General features: G+C 74.3%; 14 protein-coding genes. 5 read left to right on the top strand and 9 right to left on the bottom strand.

The annotated features are described in order from the left end of the window. From NHH00_RS10615 to NHH00_RS10605, 3 genes are all read right to left on the bottom strand, one after another. On the bottom strand, positions 1-234 hold the full coding sequence (locus NHH00_RS10615) for a DUF350 domain-containing protein (protein ID WP_047231757.1): 234 nt from the start codon (positions 232-234) through the stop codon (positions 1-3). Positions 235-343: 109 nt separating this feature from the next. After that, complete coding sequence (locus tag NHH00_RS10610; RefSeq protein WP_253051886.1) at positions 344-1099, bottom strand: DUF4178 domain-containing protein; 756 nt, start codon at positions 1097-1099, stop codon at positions 344-346. After that, positions 1096-1437 carry an S-adenosylmethionine decarboxylase family protein gene (locus NHH00_RS10605; protein ID WP_253051884.1) on the bottom strand — a complete coding sequence of 114 codons (342 nt, stop codon included), beginning with the start codon at positions 1435-1437 and terminating at the stop codon, positions 1096-1098. Before NHH00_RS10605 ends, NHH00_RS10610 begins: the two co-directional genes overlap by 4 nt. 186 nt (positions 1438-1623) lie before the next feature. Here NHH00_RS10605 and NHH00_RS10600 point away from each other — a divergent pair, with 186 nt between their 5' ends. Both NHH00_RS10600 and NHH00_RS10595 read left to right on the top strand, forming a co-directional pair. Then, positions 1624-2043 (top strand): VOC family protein, encoded by a 420-nt coding sequence (locus NHH00_RS10600; protein ID WP_253051882.1) that lies wholly within the window; start codon positions 1624-1626, stop codon positions 2041-2043. Between the two features lie 114 nt (positions 2044-2157). Then, positions 2158-2427, top strand: coding sequence for a GlsB/YeaQ/YmgE family stress response membrane protein (locus tag NHH00_RS10595; RefSeq protein WP_253051880.1), 270 nt, complete (start codon positions 2158-2160; stop codon positions 2425-2427). Between the two features lie 137 nt (positions 2428-2564). On the opposite strand, the gene NHH00_RS10590 is transcribed toward NHH00_RS10595, so the two are convergent. From NHH00_RS10590 to NHH00_RS10575, 4 genes are all read right to left on the bottom strand, one after another. Then, positions 2565-6113 carry a LamG-like jellyroll fold domain-containing protein gene (locus tag NHH00_RS10590; RefSeq protein ID WP_253051878.1) on the bottom strand — a complete coding sequence of 1183 codons (3549 nt, stop codon included), beginning with the start codon at positions 6111-6113 and terminating at the stop codon, positions 2565-2567. A gap of 330 nt (positions 6114-6443) precedes the next feature. Continuing rightward, positions 6444-6833 (bottom strand): UBP-type zinc finger domain-containing protein, encoded by a 390-nt coding sequence (locus NHH00_RS10585; RefSeq protein ID WP_253051876.1) that lies wholly within the window; start codon positions 6831-6833, stop codon positions 6444-6446. A gap of 7 nt (positions 6834-6840) precedes the next feature. Next, positions 6841-7533: a hypothetical protein gene (locus NHH00_RS10580; protein WP_253051874.1), complete on the bottom strand. Its 693-nt coding sequence runs from the start codon at positions 7531-7533 to the stop codon at positions 6841-6843. A gap of 106 nt (positions 7534-7639) precedes the next feature. Continuing rightward, positions 7640-8902 (bottom strand): GNAT family N-acetyltransferase, encoded by a 1263-nt coding sequence (locus NHH00_RS10575; RefSeq protein WP_253051872.1) that lies wholly within the window; start codon positions 8900-8902, stop codon positions 7640-7642. 132 nt (positions 8903-9034) lie between these two features. On the opposite strand from NHH00_RS10575, the gene NHH00_RS10570 reads away from it, so the two are divergent. Then, a complete protein-coding gene (locus tag NHH00_RS10570; protein WP_253051870.1) occupies positions 9035-9229 on the top strand; it encodes a hypothetical protein in 195 nt (64 codons plus the stop codon). A gap of 17 nt (positions 9230-9246) precedes the next feature. Here the strand turns inward: NHH00_RS10570 and NHH00_RS10565 are convergent, their stop codons facing one another. Together NHH00_RS10565 and NHH00_RS10560 are read right to left on the bottom strand one after the other, a co-directional pair. After that, positions 9247-9729: a hypothetical protein gene (locus NHH00_RS10565; RefSeq protein WP_253051868.1), complete on the bottom strand. Its 483-nt coding sequence runs from the start codon at positions 9727-9729 to the stop codon at positions 9247-9249. Beyond that, a complete protein-coding gene (locus NHH00_RS10560; RefSeq protein ID WP_253051866.1) occupies positions 9726-12194 on the bottom strand; it encodes a molybdopterin oxidoreductase family protein in 2469 nt (822 codons plus the stop codon). The genes NHH00_RS10565 and NHH00_RS10560 overlap by 4 nt, the downstream gene beginning before the upstream one ends. A gap of 267 nt (positions 12195-12461) precedes the next feature. Here NHH00_RS10560 and NHH00_RS10555 point away from each other — a divergent pair, with 267 nt between their 5' ends. Next, positions 12462-12605, top strand: a complete 144-nt coding sequence (locus tag NHH00_RS10555) for a hypothetical protein (RefSeq protein ID WP_253051864.1) — start codon at positions 12462-12464, stop codon at positions 12603-12605. A 119-nt stretch (positions 12606-12724) separates the two neighbouring features. After that, positions 12725-15661, top strand: coding sequence for a helix-turn-helix transcriptional regulator (locus NHH00_RS20655; RefSeq protein ID WP_308202291.1), 2937 nt, complete (start codon positions 12725-12727; stop codon positions 15659-15661). Positions 15662-15699 lie beyond the last annotated feature (38 nt).

Genomic DNA, 15699 nt, shown 5'->3' with positions numbered 1-15699 from the left:
TCAGGAGCTGATCGTCCCCGCGATGATGAGGCCGATCGCGACGGCGAGGCCCGCGATCATCACGCCGAACGCGACGTTGTGCTCGTCGACGAGCTCGCGGTGCAGGTTGAGCCGGAACACCTTGTTGGCGACCACGAGCGTGACGAGCAGCAGGACGATGCCGAGCGCCGAGTACAGGATGGTCGAGAAGAAGGACCAGAGGAACGCCAGCGGGGCGGCGGCGGTTGCGATCACGGTGTCTCCCGGAGTCAGGTCGTGGGGCGGTCGGGTGCGTCGGGCTGGAACGGCGGTCGGCGGCCGGGCACGGCGTCCCGCCCGCAGGGGCGTCCGACGGTCGGGCGGGTCACTTGCCGAGACCCCCGCCACCGCCGCCGTACACGGTGCGGCGCACACACGTGCCGCCCTGCTCGGTGGTGGTCACCTGGCCGGAGGGCGCGACGGTCTCGACGGTGCGGGGCGTGCACGCCCCGTCGCCGGACGCGGCCCGCGCCGTGCACGACGCGAAGAGCCCGACGAGCACGACGCCGGCGACCGCGAGGGCCACGAACCGTCCCCCGGGGAGCGTGCGCGGCGCGACGCGACGGCCGAAGAGCCGGCGCTGCTCGGCGGCGTCGAGGCGCCGGCCGCGGTACACGGCCGTCACGGGACCGAGCGGGCCGGTCGTGCGCTCGATCGAGACGATCGTCCCGTGGGCCGAGAGGTCGACGTACTCGACCTGCTGCCCCACGACGAACGGCTCGGCGAACTGCCCCTCGACGTGCTCGACACGACCCGTGCCGCGCTCGCGCACGACGAGCGAGTGCTGCCGGCCGTCGAGGCGCAGGGCGAGCGTGCGCCCGGTGTGCAGCGCGGAGAGGTCGACCACGGGCGGCCACGCCTCGGTCGGGTGCAGCAGCGTGACGTCGCGGGTGTCGTGGTCGTACTCGACCCAGACGTCCGAGCCGTCGTGGCCGAGGAGCTGCCACTCCTCCCACGTGAACGTGGTGCCGCCGTGCACGGTCGACAGGACGGCGACGGCGCGCGGCGTGGCGCGCTGGGGCGGCGTGCCGACGAGGTCCTCGCCGACCCGCATCGCGAGCCGCGGTCGGGTCCGGCTCACACGAGGCTCCGCACGGCGACGTCGGCCGCGCCCAGCGCGTCGGCGAGCAGGGCGCGCACGTCGTCGGTGAACGTGGCGGACGCCGGGGCGCGGCAGGTCGTGAGCGTCACGTAGGCGGTGCCGTGCTCGGGCCACGTGTGCACGGCGAGGTGGGACTCGGCGAGGAGGATCACGACGCTCGAGCCCTGCGGCTCGAAGCGGTGGGACGCCTCCCCGAGCGGCGTCATCCCCGCGTGGCGGACGATCGCGTCGAGGCACCGGCGGACCGTCGGGTCGTCGTCGAGCAGCGCCGGGTCCGCGCCCGTCACGTCGAAGACGTGGACGAGGTTGCGCTGCACGCCCGCTCCCCCCTGTTGCGCTCCTCGGTCCGTGGGCCGCACGCGGGTGAGCGGCCCGCGGTCCGGTGGCCGCGCCGTCGGGCCGCGCACACCCTAGCCGACCGGCGGAGCGGCGGTCCGCTCAGTCCGGGGGTCGCCACCGGTCCCTACAGGAGTCAGGTCCGCACCCACGACGTGGAGGTCATCATGGCCGCTCAGCTCAGCCCCTACCTGAACTTCGACGGCGACGCCCGCGAGGCCGTCGAGTTCTACGGCACCGTCTTCGGCGTCACGCCGGACATCAGCACCTACGACTCGATCGGGCCCGTCGACGATCCCGCGCAGGCCACGAAGGTCATGCACTCCCAGCTCCCCATCGAGGGCGTCGGGACGCTCATGGCGTCCGACGTGCCGCCGGGGACGACGCTCACGGACCACGCGTCGGTCGCGCTGTTCGGCGAGCCGGCCGACCGCGACCGCCTGCGCGCCTGGTTCGCCGCGCTGTCCGACGGCGCGCGCGAGGTCATGGCGATGGAGACCGCGCCGTGGGGAGACGAGTTCGGCATGCTCACCGACCGGTTCGGCGTCGGGTGGCTGGTGAACGTCTCCGGGCCCACCACGGCCTGACGCGGCGGGCCGGACGGCGTCGGCCCCTCCGTCCGCGTGCGAGTCCACACGGTCGCTGCGATGCTGGCGCGGCTGGGGGCAGAACCTCGCACAGCAGACGAAAGGGAGAAATCCATGGGTTGGCTCGCGTACATCGTCCTCGGCCTCGTCGCCGGTCTCGTCGCGCGTGCGGTGCTGCCGGGAAAGCAGACGGGCTCGCTGATCGTCACGATCCTGCTGGGCATCCTCGGGGCGCTGCTCGGTGGGTGGCTCGGTTCCGTCCTGTTCGGCACGTCGCTCGGTGACCTGGGCGACTTCCGGACCTGGCTCCTGGCGATCCTCGGCTCGCTGATCACGCTCGGGATCTACGGCGCGGTGACCCGGGGGAACCGTCGCAACGCCTGACGGACCCCGACCTACGACGTCTCGCACCGGGACGGTCACCACCTGACCGGCGGCTCCCCGCACGACACGACGCCAGGCCCGCCCCGCCCGGAGAACCGGACGGGACGGGCCTGGCGTCTGCTGTCGGCGCCTGCCGGTCAGCCGCAGGTGGTCGCGTCGTACGGCGCGACGACCTCCGCGGTGACCTGCTCGCCGTCGACCGTGGCCGAGGCCGTGACGGTCGCCTCGCCCGCCTCGACGGACGTGCCACGCACCGCGAACGACTGGTACGCGTTCGCACCCGGGGCCACGGCGCTGAACGCCTTGGTCCCGAACGGCGTGTCGAGCGTGACGTCCACGGGGACGTCCTCGCCGTTCGTCGCGCGCACGGCCACGTAGGCCTTGCCCGCGAGGCATCGCGTCTGCGCGGTGACCGTCACGTCGAGCTCCGGCTCCTCGCCGTCGTCACCGGCGTAGACCTGGGCGACCTCGGCGTCGGACAGCGCCCGGTCGAAGACGCGCACGTCGTCGATCGTGCCCGGCCAGTAGTCGACGGGGTTGCCGCTCCACTGCCCGCGACCGATCGTGAGCGGCCCGGACGGCGTGGTGCCGCCGCACACGTCGGACTGGCCGACGAGCTCGCCGTTGACGTAGAGCTTGAGCTTCTGGTCGGCCGCGTCGCGGACGCCCACGACGTGGTACCAGTCGCCGATCACCGGCTCGACGACGTACTCGGCCCGCGGCTCGCCCTCGTAGGAGAAGGCCCACCGGCCGCCCCCGCCGTACTGGAGGTAGAACGCGCTCGCGCCCACGGTGGAGTCCTGGCCCACGATGGTCGACCAGTTGCTCGGCTTCTTGTCGAGCTGGACCCATGCCGAGACCGTGTAGGAGCCGGTCGTGTCGACGACGGGCCCTTCGGTCGTGAAGTGGTCGTCGACGCCGTCGAGGTGGATGGCGGACCCGGTTCCGTCGCGCCCGGCCACCCACTCGCCCGTGCCCGACGCCGCGTGGTCGCCCACGCCGTCGGCCGCCGTCGTGCCCTGGCCCTCGTCGAACGACCAGCGGCCCGTGCCGGTCAGGCCCGGGGTGCCCGGGTCGACGGGCGCGGAGCCCTGCTTCGCCGCCGCGACGACCCGCTCGTTGACGTCCTTGACGCGCGCCGCGTCCATCTTGAGCACGCGACGGTCGTACGTGTAGAAGCCGTTGAGCTCGTTCTCGACGTCGGAGATCTCCGTGTACACCGAGCCGGACAGGTAGCACTGCGCCGGCCGCACGAGCTTCTCCGTGTTCTGCACGTACGCGTCCGTCAGCGCCTCGCTGTTCGCGACGCCGCCGTACGGGTTGGCGGACACGCCCGGCCACATGTGGCCCGGGACGCTCATCGAGAAGCCGCCGTGCTCGCCGTCGATCGCGGCGCGCGTGGCGTCCGGCTTCGGCAGCGCCGGGCCGGTGTACATGTGCCAGTCGATGATGTCGCCCGTCTTGGAGTCGCCCTTGGACGCGCAGCAGTTGTAGCCCGAGTGCGTGTTGAGGATGCGGCTCGGGTCGTACTCGTCGATCGTGTTGCCGATCCGCGCCGTGTCGGCGAGGTTCCACTCGCCCCAGCCCTCGTTGAACGTCACCCAGCCCACGATCGACGGCACCGAGCGGTGCTGGTCGATGATGTCCTTCATCTCCTGCTCCCAGAAGACGCGGGACGCCGGGTTCGTGTCGCCGTTGTTGAACCAGCCGCTCGGGATGTCCTGCCAGATCATCAGGCCGAGCGTGTCGGCGTGGTAGTAGAACCGCGCGGGCTCGACCTTGATGTGCTTGCGCAGCGTGTTGAAGCCCAGGTCCTTGTGGGCCTGGATGTCGAACACGTACGCCTCGTCGGACGCGGGCGTGTAGATGCCGTCCGGCCAGTAGCCCTGGTCGAGCGTCGACATGAGGAACGTCTTCTCGCCGTTGAGCAGGATGCGCTGGACGCCGTCCACCTCGGAGACCTCGATCGAGCGCATGCCCGCGTAGGAGGCCACCGTGTCGGTGGAGCCTCCGTCGGTGAGCGTGACGTCGACGTCGTAGAGGTACGGGTCCTCGGGCGACCACAGGTGCGCGTCCGGGATCTCGACCGTGAGCAGCTCGTTCGCGGCGCCGGTGACGGTGCCGACCTCGGTGCCCTCGGCGTCCCGCACGACGGCGGTCACCTCGGCGTCGTCCGACGCGGAGGCCGACTGCGCGGTCACCGCGAGCACGCCCGCCTCGACGTCGGGGGTCGTGACGACGGCGTCGATCGCCGCCGCGGGGACCGGCTCCATCCACACCGTCTGCCAGATGCCCGACGTCGGGGTGTAGAAGATGCCGCCCGGGTTGAGCGTCTGCTTGCCGACGGCCTGGTTGCTGCCGTCCGTCGTGTCGACGGCGCGCACCACGAGCTCCTGCTCGGCGCCCTCGACGAGCGCGTCGGTGACGTCCACGGAGAACGCCTCGTAGCCGCCGCGGTGGGTGCCGACCTGCTGGCCGTTGACGTACACGGTGGCGACGTAGTCGACGGCGCCGAAGTTGATGCGCAGCCGGTTGTCGCTCCCCACGGCCCAGTCCTGCGGCACCTCGAAGGTGCGGCGGTAGAACATGTCGTCCTCGCGGCGCTCGATGCCCGACAGCGCGGACTCGACCGCGTACGGGACGACGATCTCCTCGTCGAGGTCGCGACCGCTCGGCACGGCGTCGTCGGACTCCGCCGCCTCGAACTGCCAGACGCCGTTGAGGTTCTGCCACGCGTCGCGCGTGAGCTGCGGGCGCGGATACTCCGGCAGGGGGTTGGTGGGGTCGAAGTCGTCGGCCCACGGGGTCTGGATCCGGAACTCGGACCCGTTGGCGACCGGCAGGTTGAGCGAGCCGACCTTCTCGCCGCCGACGGTGAGGTCGCCCTCGCCGTCGTAGACCAGGCGGGCGGTCGACGCGCGGTCGACGGGCTCGGCGAGCGTGATGCCGAGGACGTCGCCCTGCGCCGCGACCTGCGCGACGGGCCACGCGAGCTGGTCCACCTGGACCTTGAGGTGGTCGACGAGGCTCTCGTCGACGCCGCCCGCGGCGCCCTGGAACGTCACGTTGAGGCTCGTGCCGTCGCTCTCGAGCGCGGCCTGCGCGGGGAAGACGACGAAGTCGTCGGGGTACGTGAACGCGTCGGTCGGCACGATCTCACGTTCCTGCGAGGGGCTCTGCCACCGCAACCGGAGGTGCGCACCGCCGGTGTTCTGGAACATCTCCATGCGGAACGAGTACTCCTGGCCCGCCTGGAGCTGGACCGGGGCGGAGGTCTGCTCGACGTCCCAGTCGTCGACCCAGTGGTCGATGACGAGCCGGTCGTCGATCCACAGCCGGAAGCCGTTGTCGCCGATCGCGGAGAACGTGTACGCCTCGCTGTAGTCGGGCGTGATCTTGCCCGTCCAGCGCGCGGACGTGCGCTCGCCGCGGCCCGTGAGCTCGGCGAACGTCGGGACCAGGTTGGGGAACTCGATCCGCTGGTCGGGGATCGTGGCCTTGAGGTCGGTGAGCGGCCAGCCGGGGCCGCCGGACAGGAAGTACTCGCCCTTGAGGCCGTTGTCGAGGGCGAGGTCCTGGGCCGCGACGTCCTGCGCGCCCGCCTCGTCCGTGGTCGTGGCCGCCGGCGTCGCGGTCGCACCGACCGCCGTCGCCACGGCCAGGGGGACCGTCAGCGCCGCGGCCAACGCCGCCGCGACGATCCTCGCGGGTCTGCCCCGTGGGGGCGCTACCGCTGTCATGGACTGCATCCGTGCTTCCTCCTCGTCGAGTGAATCCAGGGACTGCTTCGACGCGGCGGCGTACCGGGCTCCCGTGTCCGGCGGTCGCCTTCCTTGGCGCACCGCACGACGTCTCCCCAGAATCAAACAACTTCCACCAGAAAAAGACAACACCTCACAGCACAGGACATGACGCGGCAGCCCCAGGGACCCTCGGAAGACGCCGAACCCGGGGTCGCTCCTCACCTGACGGCTCAGGTGAGGAGCGACCCCGGGTTCGGCGACGGGTGCGGGTGGTCAGCGGTGGATGAGGGACGTCCAGTCGGAGGGCACGCGGTCGGCCGGGGCGGGCGAGCCCTGCTCCGGCGGGCGCGAGAGCGGCGCGGCGAGGTGCGGGCCCTCGAGGACCTGCTCGGTCTCGTAGTCCCAGTACCAGTCCTCCCCCGGCTCGAAGGAGCGCATGAGGCGGTGACCGGTCTGCTGGAAGTGCGCCGTCGCGTGCTGGGCCGGCGACGTGTCGCAGCACCCCACGTGCCCGCACGTCGCGCAGCGGCGCAGGTGGACCCACCACCCGCCGGCCGCGTCGCACTCGGCGCAGCCGGTCCCGCTGGGCGGGACGGCGGGGTCGACGGCGGCCCAGAGCTGCGCGCCCAGGCTCTCGTCGAGCCCGTCCCCCGTGACGCTCACCGGCGGCTCACCGGGTCCCGACGGCGGAGGGCCGCACGACGGGTGCCCACGACTCGGGGTCGAGCGCCGGTGCGGGCTCGGCGTCGTCCCAGGCCCGGCAGTCGTCGATCGTCGCGGCGAGCAGCGCGCGCAGGCGCTCGTCCGGGTCCGGCACGCACGCCTCGGCGATGCCCTGCACCGCCGCGGAGATGATGCTCGGCGCGGCGTCGCGCACGAACCGGTTCGGCCGCAGCCGCGCGCCCTCGCAGAACCGCTGCGCCCAGCGCGCCGTGCGCGGGCAGCTCGCGAGCGCGTCCGCGGACTCGGCGCTGAGCGTGCCCGCGGGGCGGTCGTCGAGGACGTCGAGCATCTTCTCCGCCCCGATGATCGCGACGGCGAGCGTCTGCTGCCGGTCCGCCGGGGCGATCGGCAGCGCCGTCACCGCTGCCCGCAGCGCGATGCGCACGTCCCAGTGCGGGTCGTCGCTCGTCAGCCCGATGACGGACGGGATGAGCGGCGCGAGCTTGGGGCGCTCCGGGTCGACCGTGAGGTCGTTCACGGCGCGCGCGAGCATCGCGAGCAGCGGGTGCGTGCACCGTGGATGGTCGCTCCACCGCTCCCCCGCGAGGTAGGACGCGAGCTCCATGAAGCACGCGCCCTTCTTCGGGTTGCGGTGCTTGCCACGGCCCAGCATCGGCAGCATGTCGTAGGTGTCGGTCACGAGGTCACCCCCACAGCGGGTCCGGTCCTTCGTCCAGTCTGCGCCGGGGCCGGGTCGTTGGCAACGGGAGGAGTGACCCCGGTCACGCCGGGTCGACGGCGAGGGCTCAGAAGATCTCCGCGGCGTGCGCCGTGGGCGACCAGGACCAGGCCGCCGACGCGGCGGCGACCGCGCCGGGCGTGTGCTCGACGACGCGTCCCGCCAGCGCGAGGACGTGCAGCGGGGTGGCGCCCAGGTGGGCCGCGCCGAGGTCGCCGACGTCCAGCGACAGGTCGGCGCGCGCGTCGGTCCGGCGCACCGTGGCCGTGCCGCCCGCCGCGCCGACGACGACGTGCCACCGCCCGGCGTTCGCGGGAGCCACGTCGTCGGCCACGTCGAGGACGAGGTCGACGGGGGCGGAGAAGGCCCGCGCGGCGAGCGCCCGCTCGACGTCGACGACGCGGACCCACAGCGCCTCGTCGAGGCGCGCGTGCATCCGTCGGTGGTCGGCGAGCAGGTGGGCCAGCGGGTCCGGCACGGGCCGCGACTCGCACGTCAGCGTGCTCATGAGGTCGAGGTCGAGCAGGTAGCGCCAGAGCCGGGCGTGGGTGGCCGGGTCCGTGGCGCTCACCTCCTGGACGGCGACCACGCCCGCCGGCACCAGCCCGGGCTTCCCCTCACGGACCCGGTACGCCGCGTACCCGCTCGGGCCCTCGGGACCGAGGGCGACGACGATCTCGGCCGGCGGACGGCCGTCGCCGCCGCCGAGGAGGAACTGCCAGCGGTCCGCGTCGCGCGCGAGGGTCCCGGGCCGCGAGCCCAGGAGGTCGTCGTGGATCGCGGTCAGGTGCGGCAGGGCGTCGTCCAGGGACATCAGGTGCAGACGGGCCGACGACCGTGCTGCGAGGCGCCGCGCGCGCGGCGTGTACGCGGCACGTGCGAGGTCGACCTCGATCGGCTGGCGCCACGACGCGATCCCGTAGCCGTAGCGCCCGTAGACGCCGGCCTCCGTCGCCCAGAGCGCGGCCACGGCCTCGCCCCCGGCCGCGAGGTCGGCGAGCTGACGGCGCATCATCGCCGTCATGACGCCGCGCCGGCGGTGGGTGGGCGCGACGGTCACCATCCACACCCCGGCGACGGGCAGCAGGTCCCCGCCGGGCATCGTCATCCGCAGCGAGTAGGCGCTCGCCGTCCCGACGACGTCGCGACCCGGGCCGTCGACGGCGACGAGCGTGCGGTCGGCCTCGATGGAGCGGCCGGCGAAGACGTCGTCGGCGGAGTCCTGCCGATATCCCCACCCGAACGCCCGCCACACCACGTCCAGGGCCGGCTCGCGGTCCTCCTGCTCCAGCGGTCGGACGTCGAACAGGGAGGTCACGAGGATCGTCATGCCCTGGTGATAGCCCCCGTCGGCCGGCGCCGTCCACCCGTTTTCAGGCCCGGTGCCACGGCCACCGACTGCGAGCCCCGCGGACCCGCCCTAGCGTCGAGGACGAGACCGACGACCCAGGGACGGGCAGACATGAGCGAGAACGACGAGGGCACAGCACGTCACGGCGCGGAGGAGCGCTCGACCGAGGCACCTCCTGAGGACGGGCACGCACCCGGCCGGGCGCGCACCGACCGCGCCGGTGCGGCCGCCACGGAGGCGATCCCGGGCGAGGTGCCCGCCGACGACCCGGAGCGCGACGCCGACGACCGCTTCGACGCCGGCTGAGCGCGCGCCGTCGACGGTCAGCTCACGAGGACCTGCGTGGAGGACTCCTTGAGCTTGGCCTCGGCCCAGCGCGCCTGGCGCCGGGTCTCGGGGAAGCACCGCTGGACGACGTCGAGCAGGTCGGAGTGCCGGACGGCTTGCGCCGCCTGGCCGAGCATGTCCCAGTCGACGGTGACGCCGGAGGCCTTCGTGTAGATCGTCCGCAGGTCGCGCAGCAGGAGCAGGCCCGGCGCCGAGGACCGGCCCAGGAGCTCGCTCGCGCGGTCGCGGACCGCGCGGGCGAGCCCCGTGTCGCGCCCGGCCTCCGGGTCGAGCTCCTCGCCGTACGGGCCGGCCACCTCCGCGATCTCGCGCACGTGGCGCGACGACCACTCCGCGAGGTCCTGCGCCACGTGGTGCAGCTCGTGGTCCGCGCGGTGCCGTTCCCTGGCCTGGAGCAGCTCGTGGGCGAGGTCGGCCTCGGAGCGGTGGAGCTCGCGCAGGACGAGGCCGATCTTCATGGTGCGCCCCTGTCTCCGGTCGCGGGGACCGTCTCGTCAGCGGTCGCGCCGCGCGCCCCGCGCGTCGGCGGCACGCCGGGGGCGAGGGGCGCCGAGGCGGTCGTCGTGGGGGCGGGCGAGGCCGTACCGCCGCCGTCGGCGACCTTGCGCAGCGCGGCCGTCGCCGTCTTGAAGATCGGCTGCTTGGACACCGGGTCCCAGTCCGTGGGGGTCAGCTCGTTCGCGGCGCGCCCGTGCTCCTCCGGCTCGTGGCCGCCGGGGGTGTCCCAGTAGCCGTAGTGGAACGGGACGAAGACGACGCCCGGCCGGATCCCGCTGACGCGCACCCGCGCCCGGACGCTCCCGCTCCGGGTGCGCACCTCCGCGACGTCGCCCTCGACCAGCCCGTGCACGACGGCGTCGTGCTCGGAGACCTCGACCCACACCTCCGGCGCGGCCTCCTGGAGCTGCGGCGCGCGCCCCGTCTTGGTGCGCGTGTGGAAGTGGTAGAGCGTGCGGCCCGTGACGAGCTGGAGCGGGTGCTCCTCGGTCGGCAGGTCGTGCGGCGGGACGTACTCGGCCGCCCGCAGGAGCGCGCGCCCCTCGGGGTTGGCCGCCGCGTAGTCGGTGCGGTCGAACGGCGCCCCGGTGACGAGGTCGCGCCCGTAGCTCTCGCACACGTCGGGGTGGGCGAAGAACCGCCCGTCCGCGTACAGGCGCTCGGTCCCGTCCGGGTGCTCGGCGTCGCACGGCCACTGGATGCCGCCCGCACCCCGCAGCAGGTCGTACGTGAGCCCGGAGTAGTCGCACGGGCGGCCCCGGCTGCACTCCTTCCACGCCTCGAACGCGGACTCGGCGTCGTGCCACGTGACGAGCGGGCCGCCGTCCTCGTCCCGGAGGTCCATGCGCTCCGCGAAGTCGAGGAACACGTCGAGGTCCGCCCGCGCCTCGCCGGGCGGCTCGACCGCCTTCTCGGACAGGTGCACCGTGCGGTCCGCGTTGGTGAACGTGCCCGTCTTCTCGGCCCACGTCGCCGCGGGCAGCACGACGTCGGCGAGCTGCGCCGTCTCGGTGAGGAAGAGGTCCTGCACCACGAGGAAGAGCCGGTCCTGGGCGAGGACCGACCGGATCCGCGCGAGCTCCGGCAGCGACACCGCGGGGTTGGTCGCCTGCACCCACAGCAGGCGGAGCGAGCCCTCCTCGGCGTACCGGAACATCTGCATCGCGTGGGTCGGCGGCGAGTAGTGCGGGATCCGCATCGGGTCGACGTTCCAGAGGCGCGCGAGCTCCTCCACGTGAGCCGGGTTCGACCAGTTGCGGAACCCCGCGAGGTCCCCGTCGGCGCCGCACTCGCGCGTGTTCTCCGCCGTCGGCTGGCCGTTCATCTGCAGGACGCCGCAGCCCGGCCGGCCGAGCATGCCGCGCAGCAGGTGCAGGTTGTTGACCTGCACGGCCGCCGCCGTCGCCTGGTGGGACTGGTAGAAGCCCTGGAGCACCGTCGACAGCAGCCGCTCCGCCGTGCCGAGGACCCGCGCGGCCTCGCGCAGGTCGTCCGCGGGGACGTCGCAGATCCGGGCCACCGCGTCGACGGGGTAGTCGGCGAGCCCGCGGGTCAGCTCCTCGAGCCCGACGGTGTGCCGGTCGACGTAGTCGTGGTCGACCCAGCCGCGCTCGAGGATCTCGTGCAGGATCCCGTTCATGAGCGCCACGTTCGTCCCCGGCCGGGGCGCGAGGTGCACGGTCGCGGCACGCGCCACCGGCGTGGGGCGCGGGTCGACGCACACGACGGCGGGCGGGTTCGGCCCCGCGAGCCGGTCCAGCACCCGGGTCCACAGCACGGACTGCGTCTCCGCCATGTTGTGGCCGAAGAGCGCGACGACGTCCGCGTGGTCGACGTCGGTGTACGAGCCGGGCTGCCCGTCGCACCCGAACGACTCCTTGAGCGCCGCGGCGGCCGTCGCCGTGCACAGCCGGGTGTTGCCGTCGACGTGGTTGGTCCCGATCCCGGCGTGGGCGACCACGCCGAGCGTGTAGTACTCCTCGAGGAAGAGCTGGCCGCTGGTGTAGAAGCCCAGGGCGCTCGCGCCCTGCTCGTCGAGCAGGTCCCGGGCCCTGTCGACCACCCGGCGCATCGCGTCGTCCCACGAGGTCGGGACGAGCCGCCCGTCCTCACGGACGAGCGGTCGGGTGAGCCGGTCCGGCGAGGCGTTCGCCTGCCAGCCGTACAGGTCCTTGGGACCGAGCCGCCCGTGGTTCACGCGGTCCTCGGCCCGGCCCCGCACCCCGACGATCCGGCCGTCCGCGACCGCGACGTCGAGCCCGTCCCCGTTCGAGTGCAGGATCGACGCCGACGGGACCCACCGCTCGACGTCGTCCTCGGTGACGCCCTCGGCGAGGTGCGAGTCGACCCGGACGGGCCACTCCTCGCCCGGCCCGTACGGCGTCCGCGTCCCCCACGGCTCCGCGATCCGGTCGATCCGTGCCACCGCGCCACCTCCTTCTCCGCCGGCCGCTCGTCCCATGCTCGCGCGCCGCCGTGGGCACGCATCTCCTGGTGGCGCCCGCGCGGGGCGGCCCGTGCGGGCCGGGCGCCTTAGGCGCGACGACCCACCTCAGGCGCCTCAGGGTCGGGGGCGGCGACCGCCTAAGGCACCCTCCCCTGAACGGTGCGCGGTCGTCCGATGCGACGACCCGGTGCTCAGGACGAACGTGAGCGTCGGACAGGCAGGGTGCCTGCAGAGACGGGGACGACCATGAGCGCACAGTTCGATCCGACCTTCGAGGCGGATCTCGCGTACCGCACGCAGCGGCTCCGCGAGGAGTTCCGGCACGACGAGCCCTCGCTGCTGCACTGGTGGCGCGGGCGCCGTCAGCGTCACGACCACGCGGCGCGGTGACCGCGCCGCCCGACGCCGTCGACGAGCACTCTCTCGTCGGCGGCGTCGTCGTGTCCGGCGCGGGCTCCGGCGAGGTAAGCGGTGGTCACGTGTCGGTGCACGCTGCGAGGATGGGAGCCGTGCCACGCCCCTCCTCGCGCGCGCCCTTCGTGGCCCGCGCCGCCGAGCTCGACGCGCTCTCCGCGGCGGTCGAGCGCGCGCGCCGGGGCGAACCCGGCGTGGTGCTCGTGGGCGCCGACGCCGGGGTCGGCAAGACGCGCCTCCTCACGCGTGCGGCGGAGCTCGCCGCCGGGAGCGGCGCGACCGTCGTCTGGAGCCACTGCGTGGACCTCGGCGAGGTCGGTCTTCCGTACCTGCCCTTCTCCGAAGCCCTGACGACGCTGCGTGCGCAGCACCCCGCGGTCGACGAGACCGTCGCGGCGCGGCCCGCGCTCGCGCGCCTGCTCGACGCCGGGACGCCCGCGGACGACGAGCAGAGCCAGGGCGAGCGCCTCCAGCTCTTCGAGAGCGTCGCGGCCGCGCTCGCCGCGTCGGGGACCGCCGAGGCGCCGCTCGTGCTCGTCGTCGAGGACCTGCACTGGGCGGACCCGTCGAGCCGCGACGTCCTGCGCTTCGTCGTCGCGCGCCTGCGCGCCGAGCACGTCCTCGTCGTCGCGAGCTACCGCGCGGACGACCTGCACCGTCGCCACCCCCTGCGCCCCGTCCTCGCGGAGCTCCTGCGCCACCCGCGCGTCGAGCACGTGCAGCTCTCCCCCTTCACCGAGGGCGAGCTGCGCGAGTTCACCACCGCGCTCGCGGGCGCGCCTCTGCTGCCCGACGCGTTCGAGTCCGTCCGGACGCGCTCCGAGGGCAACGCCTACTTCGCCGAGGAGCTCGTCGAGTCGGGCCTCGACGACGAGCTGCCCTGGTCCCTCGCGGACGTCCTGCGCGCCCGCCTCGAGGTGCTCGACCCCGCCGTGCAGCACCTCGTGCGCGTCGCGTCGGTGTCCGGGCGCCAGGTGAGCGAGCCGCTCCTGCGCGCCGCCCTCGCGCGCGACGCCGCGGACGGCGAGGCGGCGACCGGGCGCTCGTTCGACGCCGCGCTGCGCGAGGCCATCGCCCACCACGTCCTCGCGGTCGAGGGGGACGGCGCACGCGACACGGTCGTGTTCCGTCATGCGCTGCTCGCCGAGGCCGTCGCGTCCGACCTGCTGCCGGGCGAGCGCGTCGGCGTGCACCGCGCCTACCTCGCCGCGCTCGACGACGACCCGGGGCTCGGGTCGCCCGCGCTGCGCGCGCACCACGCGCTCGCCGCGCACGACCTCCCGGCCGCGCTCACGGCGTCGCGCGCCGCCGCCCGCAAGGCTGCGCGCGTGCTCGCGCCCGCGGAGGAGCTGCGGCACCTCGAGCAGGTGCTCGCGCTCTGGCAGGCGGTGCCCGACGCCGCGGACCTCCTCGGCGAGGACCGCGTCACCGTCGCGCTCGCCGCGGCCGGGGCGGCGAGCCGTGCCGGCGAGCCGGACCGCGCGGTCGCGCTCGCGCGCAAGGTCGTCGAGGGCACCGCGGGCGACCCGATGCGCCAGGCGTCGCTGCGGCACGTCCTGTCGCGGTACCTGCTCGGCACGGAGGAGGTCGAGGAGACCCTCGCCCACACCGAGGCCGCGCTCGCCGTGCTCCCGGAGGAGCCGCCGTCGCTCGACCGCGCGTGGACGCTCGCGATGCGGGCGCGCGCCGCGATGAACGCCGACCTCGACGAGCTCGCCGCGGAGGTCGCGGCGCAGGCCCTCGACGTCGCGCACCGGCTCGACGCGCCCGACGTCGAGGCGGACGTGCTCACCACGATGGCGATCCTCGAGGTCGCGGACGACGACCGCGCCGCGGTGCTGCTCGCCCAGGCCCGGGAGCGCGCCGTCGAGGCGGGCGACATCCTCACCGAGCTGCGCTGCTGGTACAACATCGCGGCGAACCGCTACTACGCGGGCCGCATCGACGAGGCGCTGCAGGTGACGGCCGACGGCCTCGACCGGGCGCGCGCGACCGGGCTCGGCTGGAGCGCGTACGGCGTCGAGCTGCGCCTGTTCCGCGACCTCGTGCGCTACGTGCTCGGCGACCTCACGCCCACCGAGACCACGGGCGAGACGATGCCCGAGGGGTCCGCCCCGCAGCTCTCGTGCGTCCAGCTCTACGCGGCGGTGGCGCGCGGCGACGACGACGCGCTCGCCCGCGGCACGGCCCTGCGGCGGGACTGGTTCCGGGACGGGCAGATCGCGCTCATCTCCGGCGGCTGCTCGATCGACGCGCTCACGTGGGCGGGGCGGGACGAAGAGGCGGTCGCGCTGGCCGTCGAGCTCGTGGACCACCTGGGCCGCACGTGGAGCGACTACTTCCTGGGCCGCATCTGGATCTCGGCGCTCGCGCTCGCCGCGCTCGCCGACGCCGCGGACGCGGCGCGTCTCCAGGGCGCGGCCGGGGCCGGGCAGGTCGCGGCGCTCGTCGCGCGGGGCGACGAGCTGCTGGAGGCGGCGCGCACGACGGCGGAGCGCGGCCGACCGCGCGGCGGTCGCCTCGGGCCCGAGGGGCGCGCCTGGCTCGCGCGCGCCGCGGCGGAGCACTCGCGCCTCACGGGCGAGGACGACCCGGCGCTGTGGGAGGAGACGACGCGCCTCTTCGACTACGGCTACCGGTACGAGGTCGCACGCTCGCGCTTCCGGTGGGCCCAGGCGCTGCTCGGCGCGGGCGACCGCAACGCGGCCGAGATCGAGGCGGCGCAGGCTCTCGAGGAGGCCGAGTCGATGGGCGCGGCCCCCCTCGCCGAGGCGGTGCGCGCGCTCGGGCGCCGCGGCCGGCTCGACCTGCCCGGCGTCCGGCGGTCCACCACGGCGGTCCTCACCGAGCGCGAGGAGGAGGTCCTCCTGCTCGTCGCGCAGGGCCTGACCAACCGGCAGATCGGCGAGCGCCTGTTCATCTCGGCGAAGACGGTGAGCGTCCACGTGTCCAACGTCCTGGCCAAGCTCGGCGCGTCCGGTCGCGCCGAGGCCGTCTCGCTCGCGCACCAGCGCGGGCTGCTCGAGGTCTGACGCGATGGGCTCGTCGTCCGACCCGTCGCCGGGGGCGT

Source organism: Cellulosimicrobium cellulans, assembly GCF_024124905.1.
Taxonomy (GTDB): domain Bacteria; phylum Actinomycetota; class Actinomycetes; order Actinomycetales; family Cellulomonadaceae; genus Cellulosimicrobium; species Cellulosimicrobium cellulans_G.
This window is presented reverse-complemented; position numbering and strand designations above follow the sequence as displayed.

Bases quoted from the DNA above. Each gene is read 5' to 3' on its own strand.
- NHH00_RS10555 (WP_253051864.1), top strand. From the start codon at position 12,462: ATGAGCGCACAGTTCGATCCGACCTTCGAGGCGGATCTCGCGTACCGC.
- NHH00_RS10575 (WP_253051872.1), bottom strand. From the start codon at position 8,902: ATGACGATCCTCGTGACCTCCCTGTTCGACGTCCGACCGCTGGAGCAG.
- NHH00_RS10595 (WP_253051880.1), top strand. From the start codon at position 2,158: ATGGGTTGGCTCGCGTACATCGTCCTCGGCCTCGTCGCCGGTCTCGTC.
- NHH00_RS10565 (WP_253051868.1), bottom strand. From the start codon at position 9,729: ATGAAGATCGGCCTCGTCCTGCGCGAGCTCCACCGCTCCGAGGCCGAC.
- NHH00_RS10600 (WP_253051882.1), top strand. From the start codon at position 1,624: ATGGCCGCTCAGCTCAGCCCCTACCTGAACTTCGACGGCGACGCCCGC.
- NHH00_RS10570 (WP_253051870.1), top strand. From the start codon at position 9,035: ATGAGCGAGAACGACGAGGGCACAGCACGTCACGGCGCGGAGGAGCGC.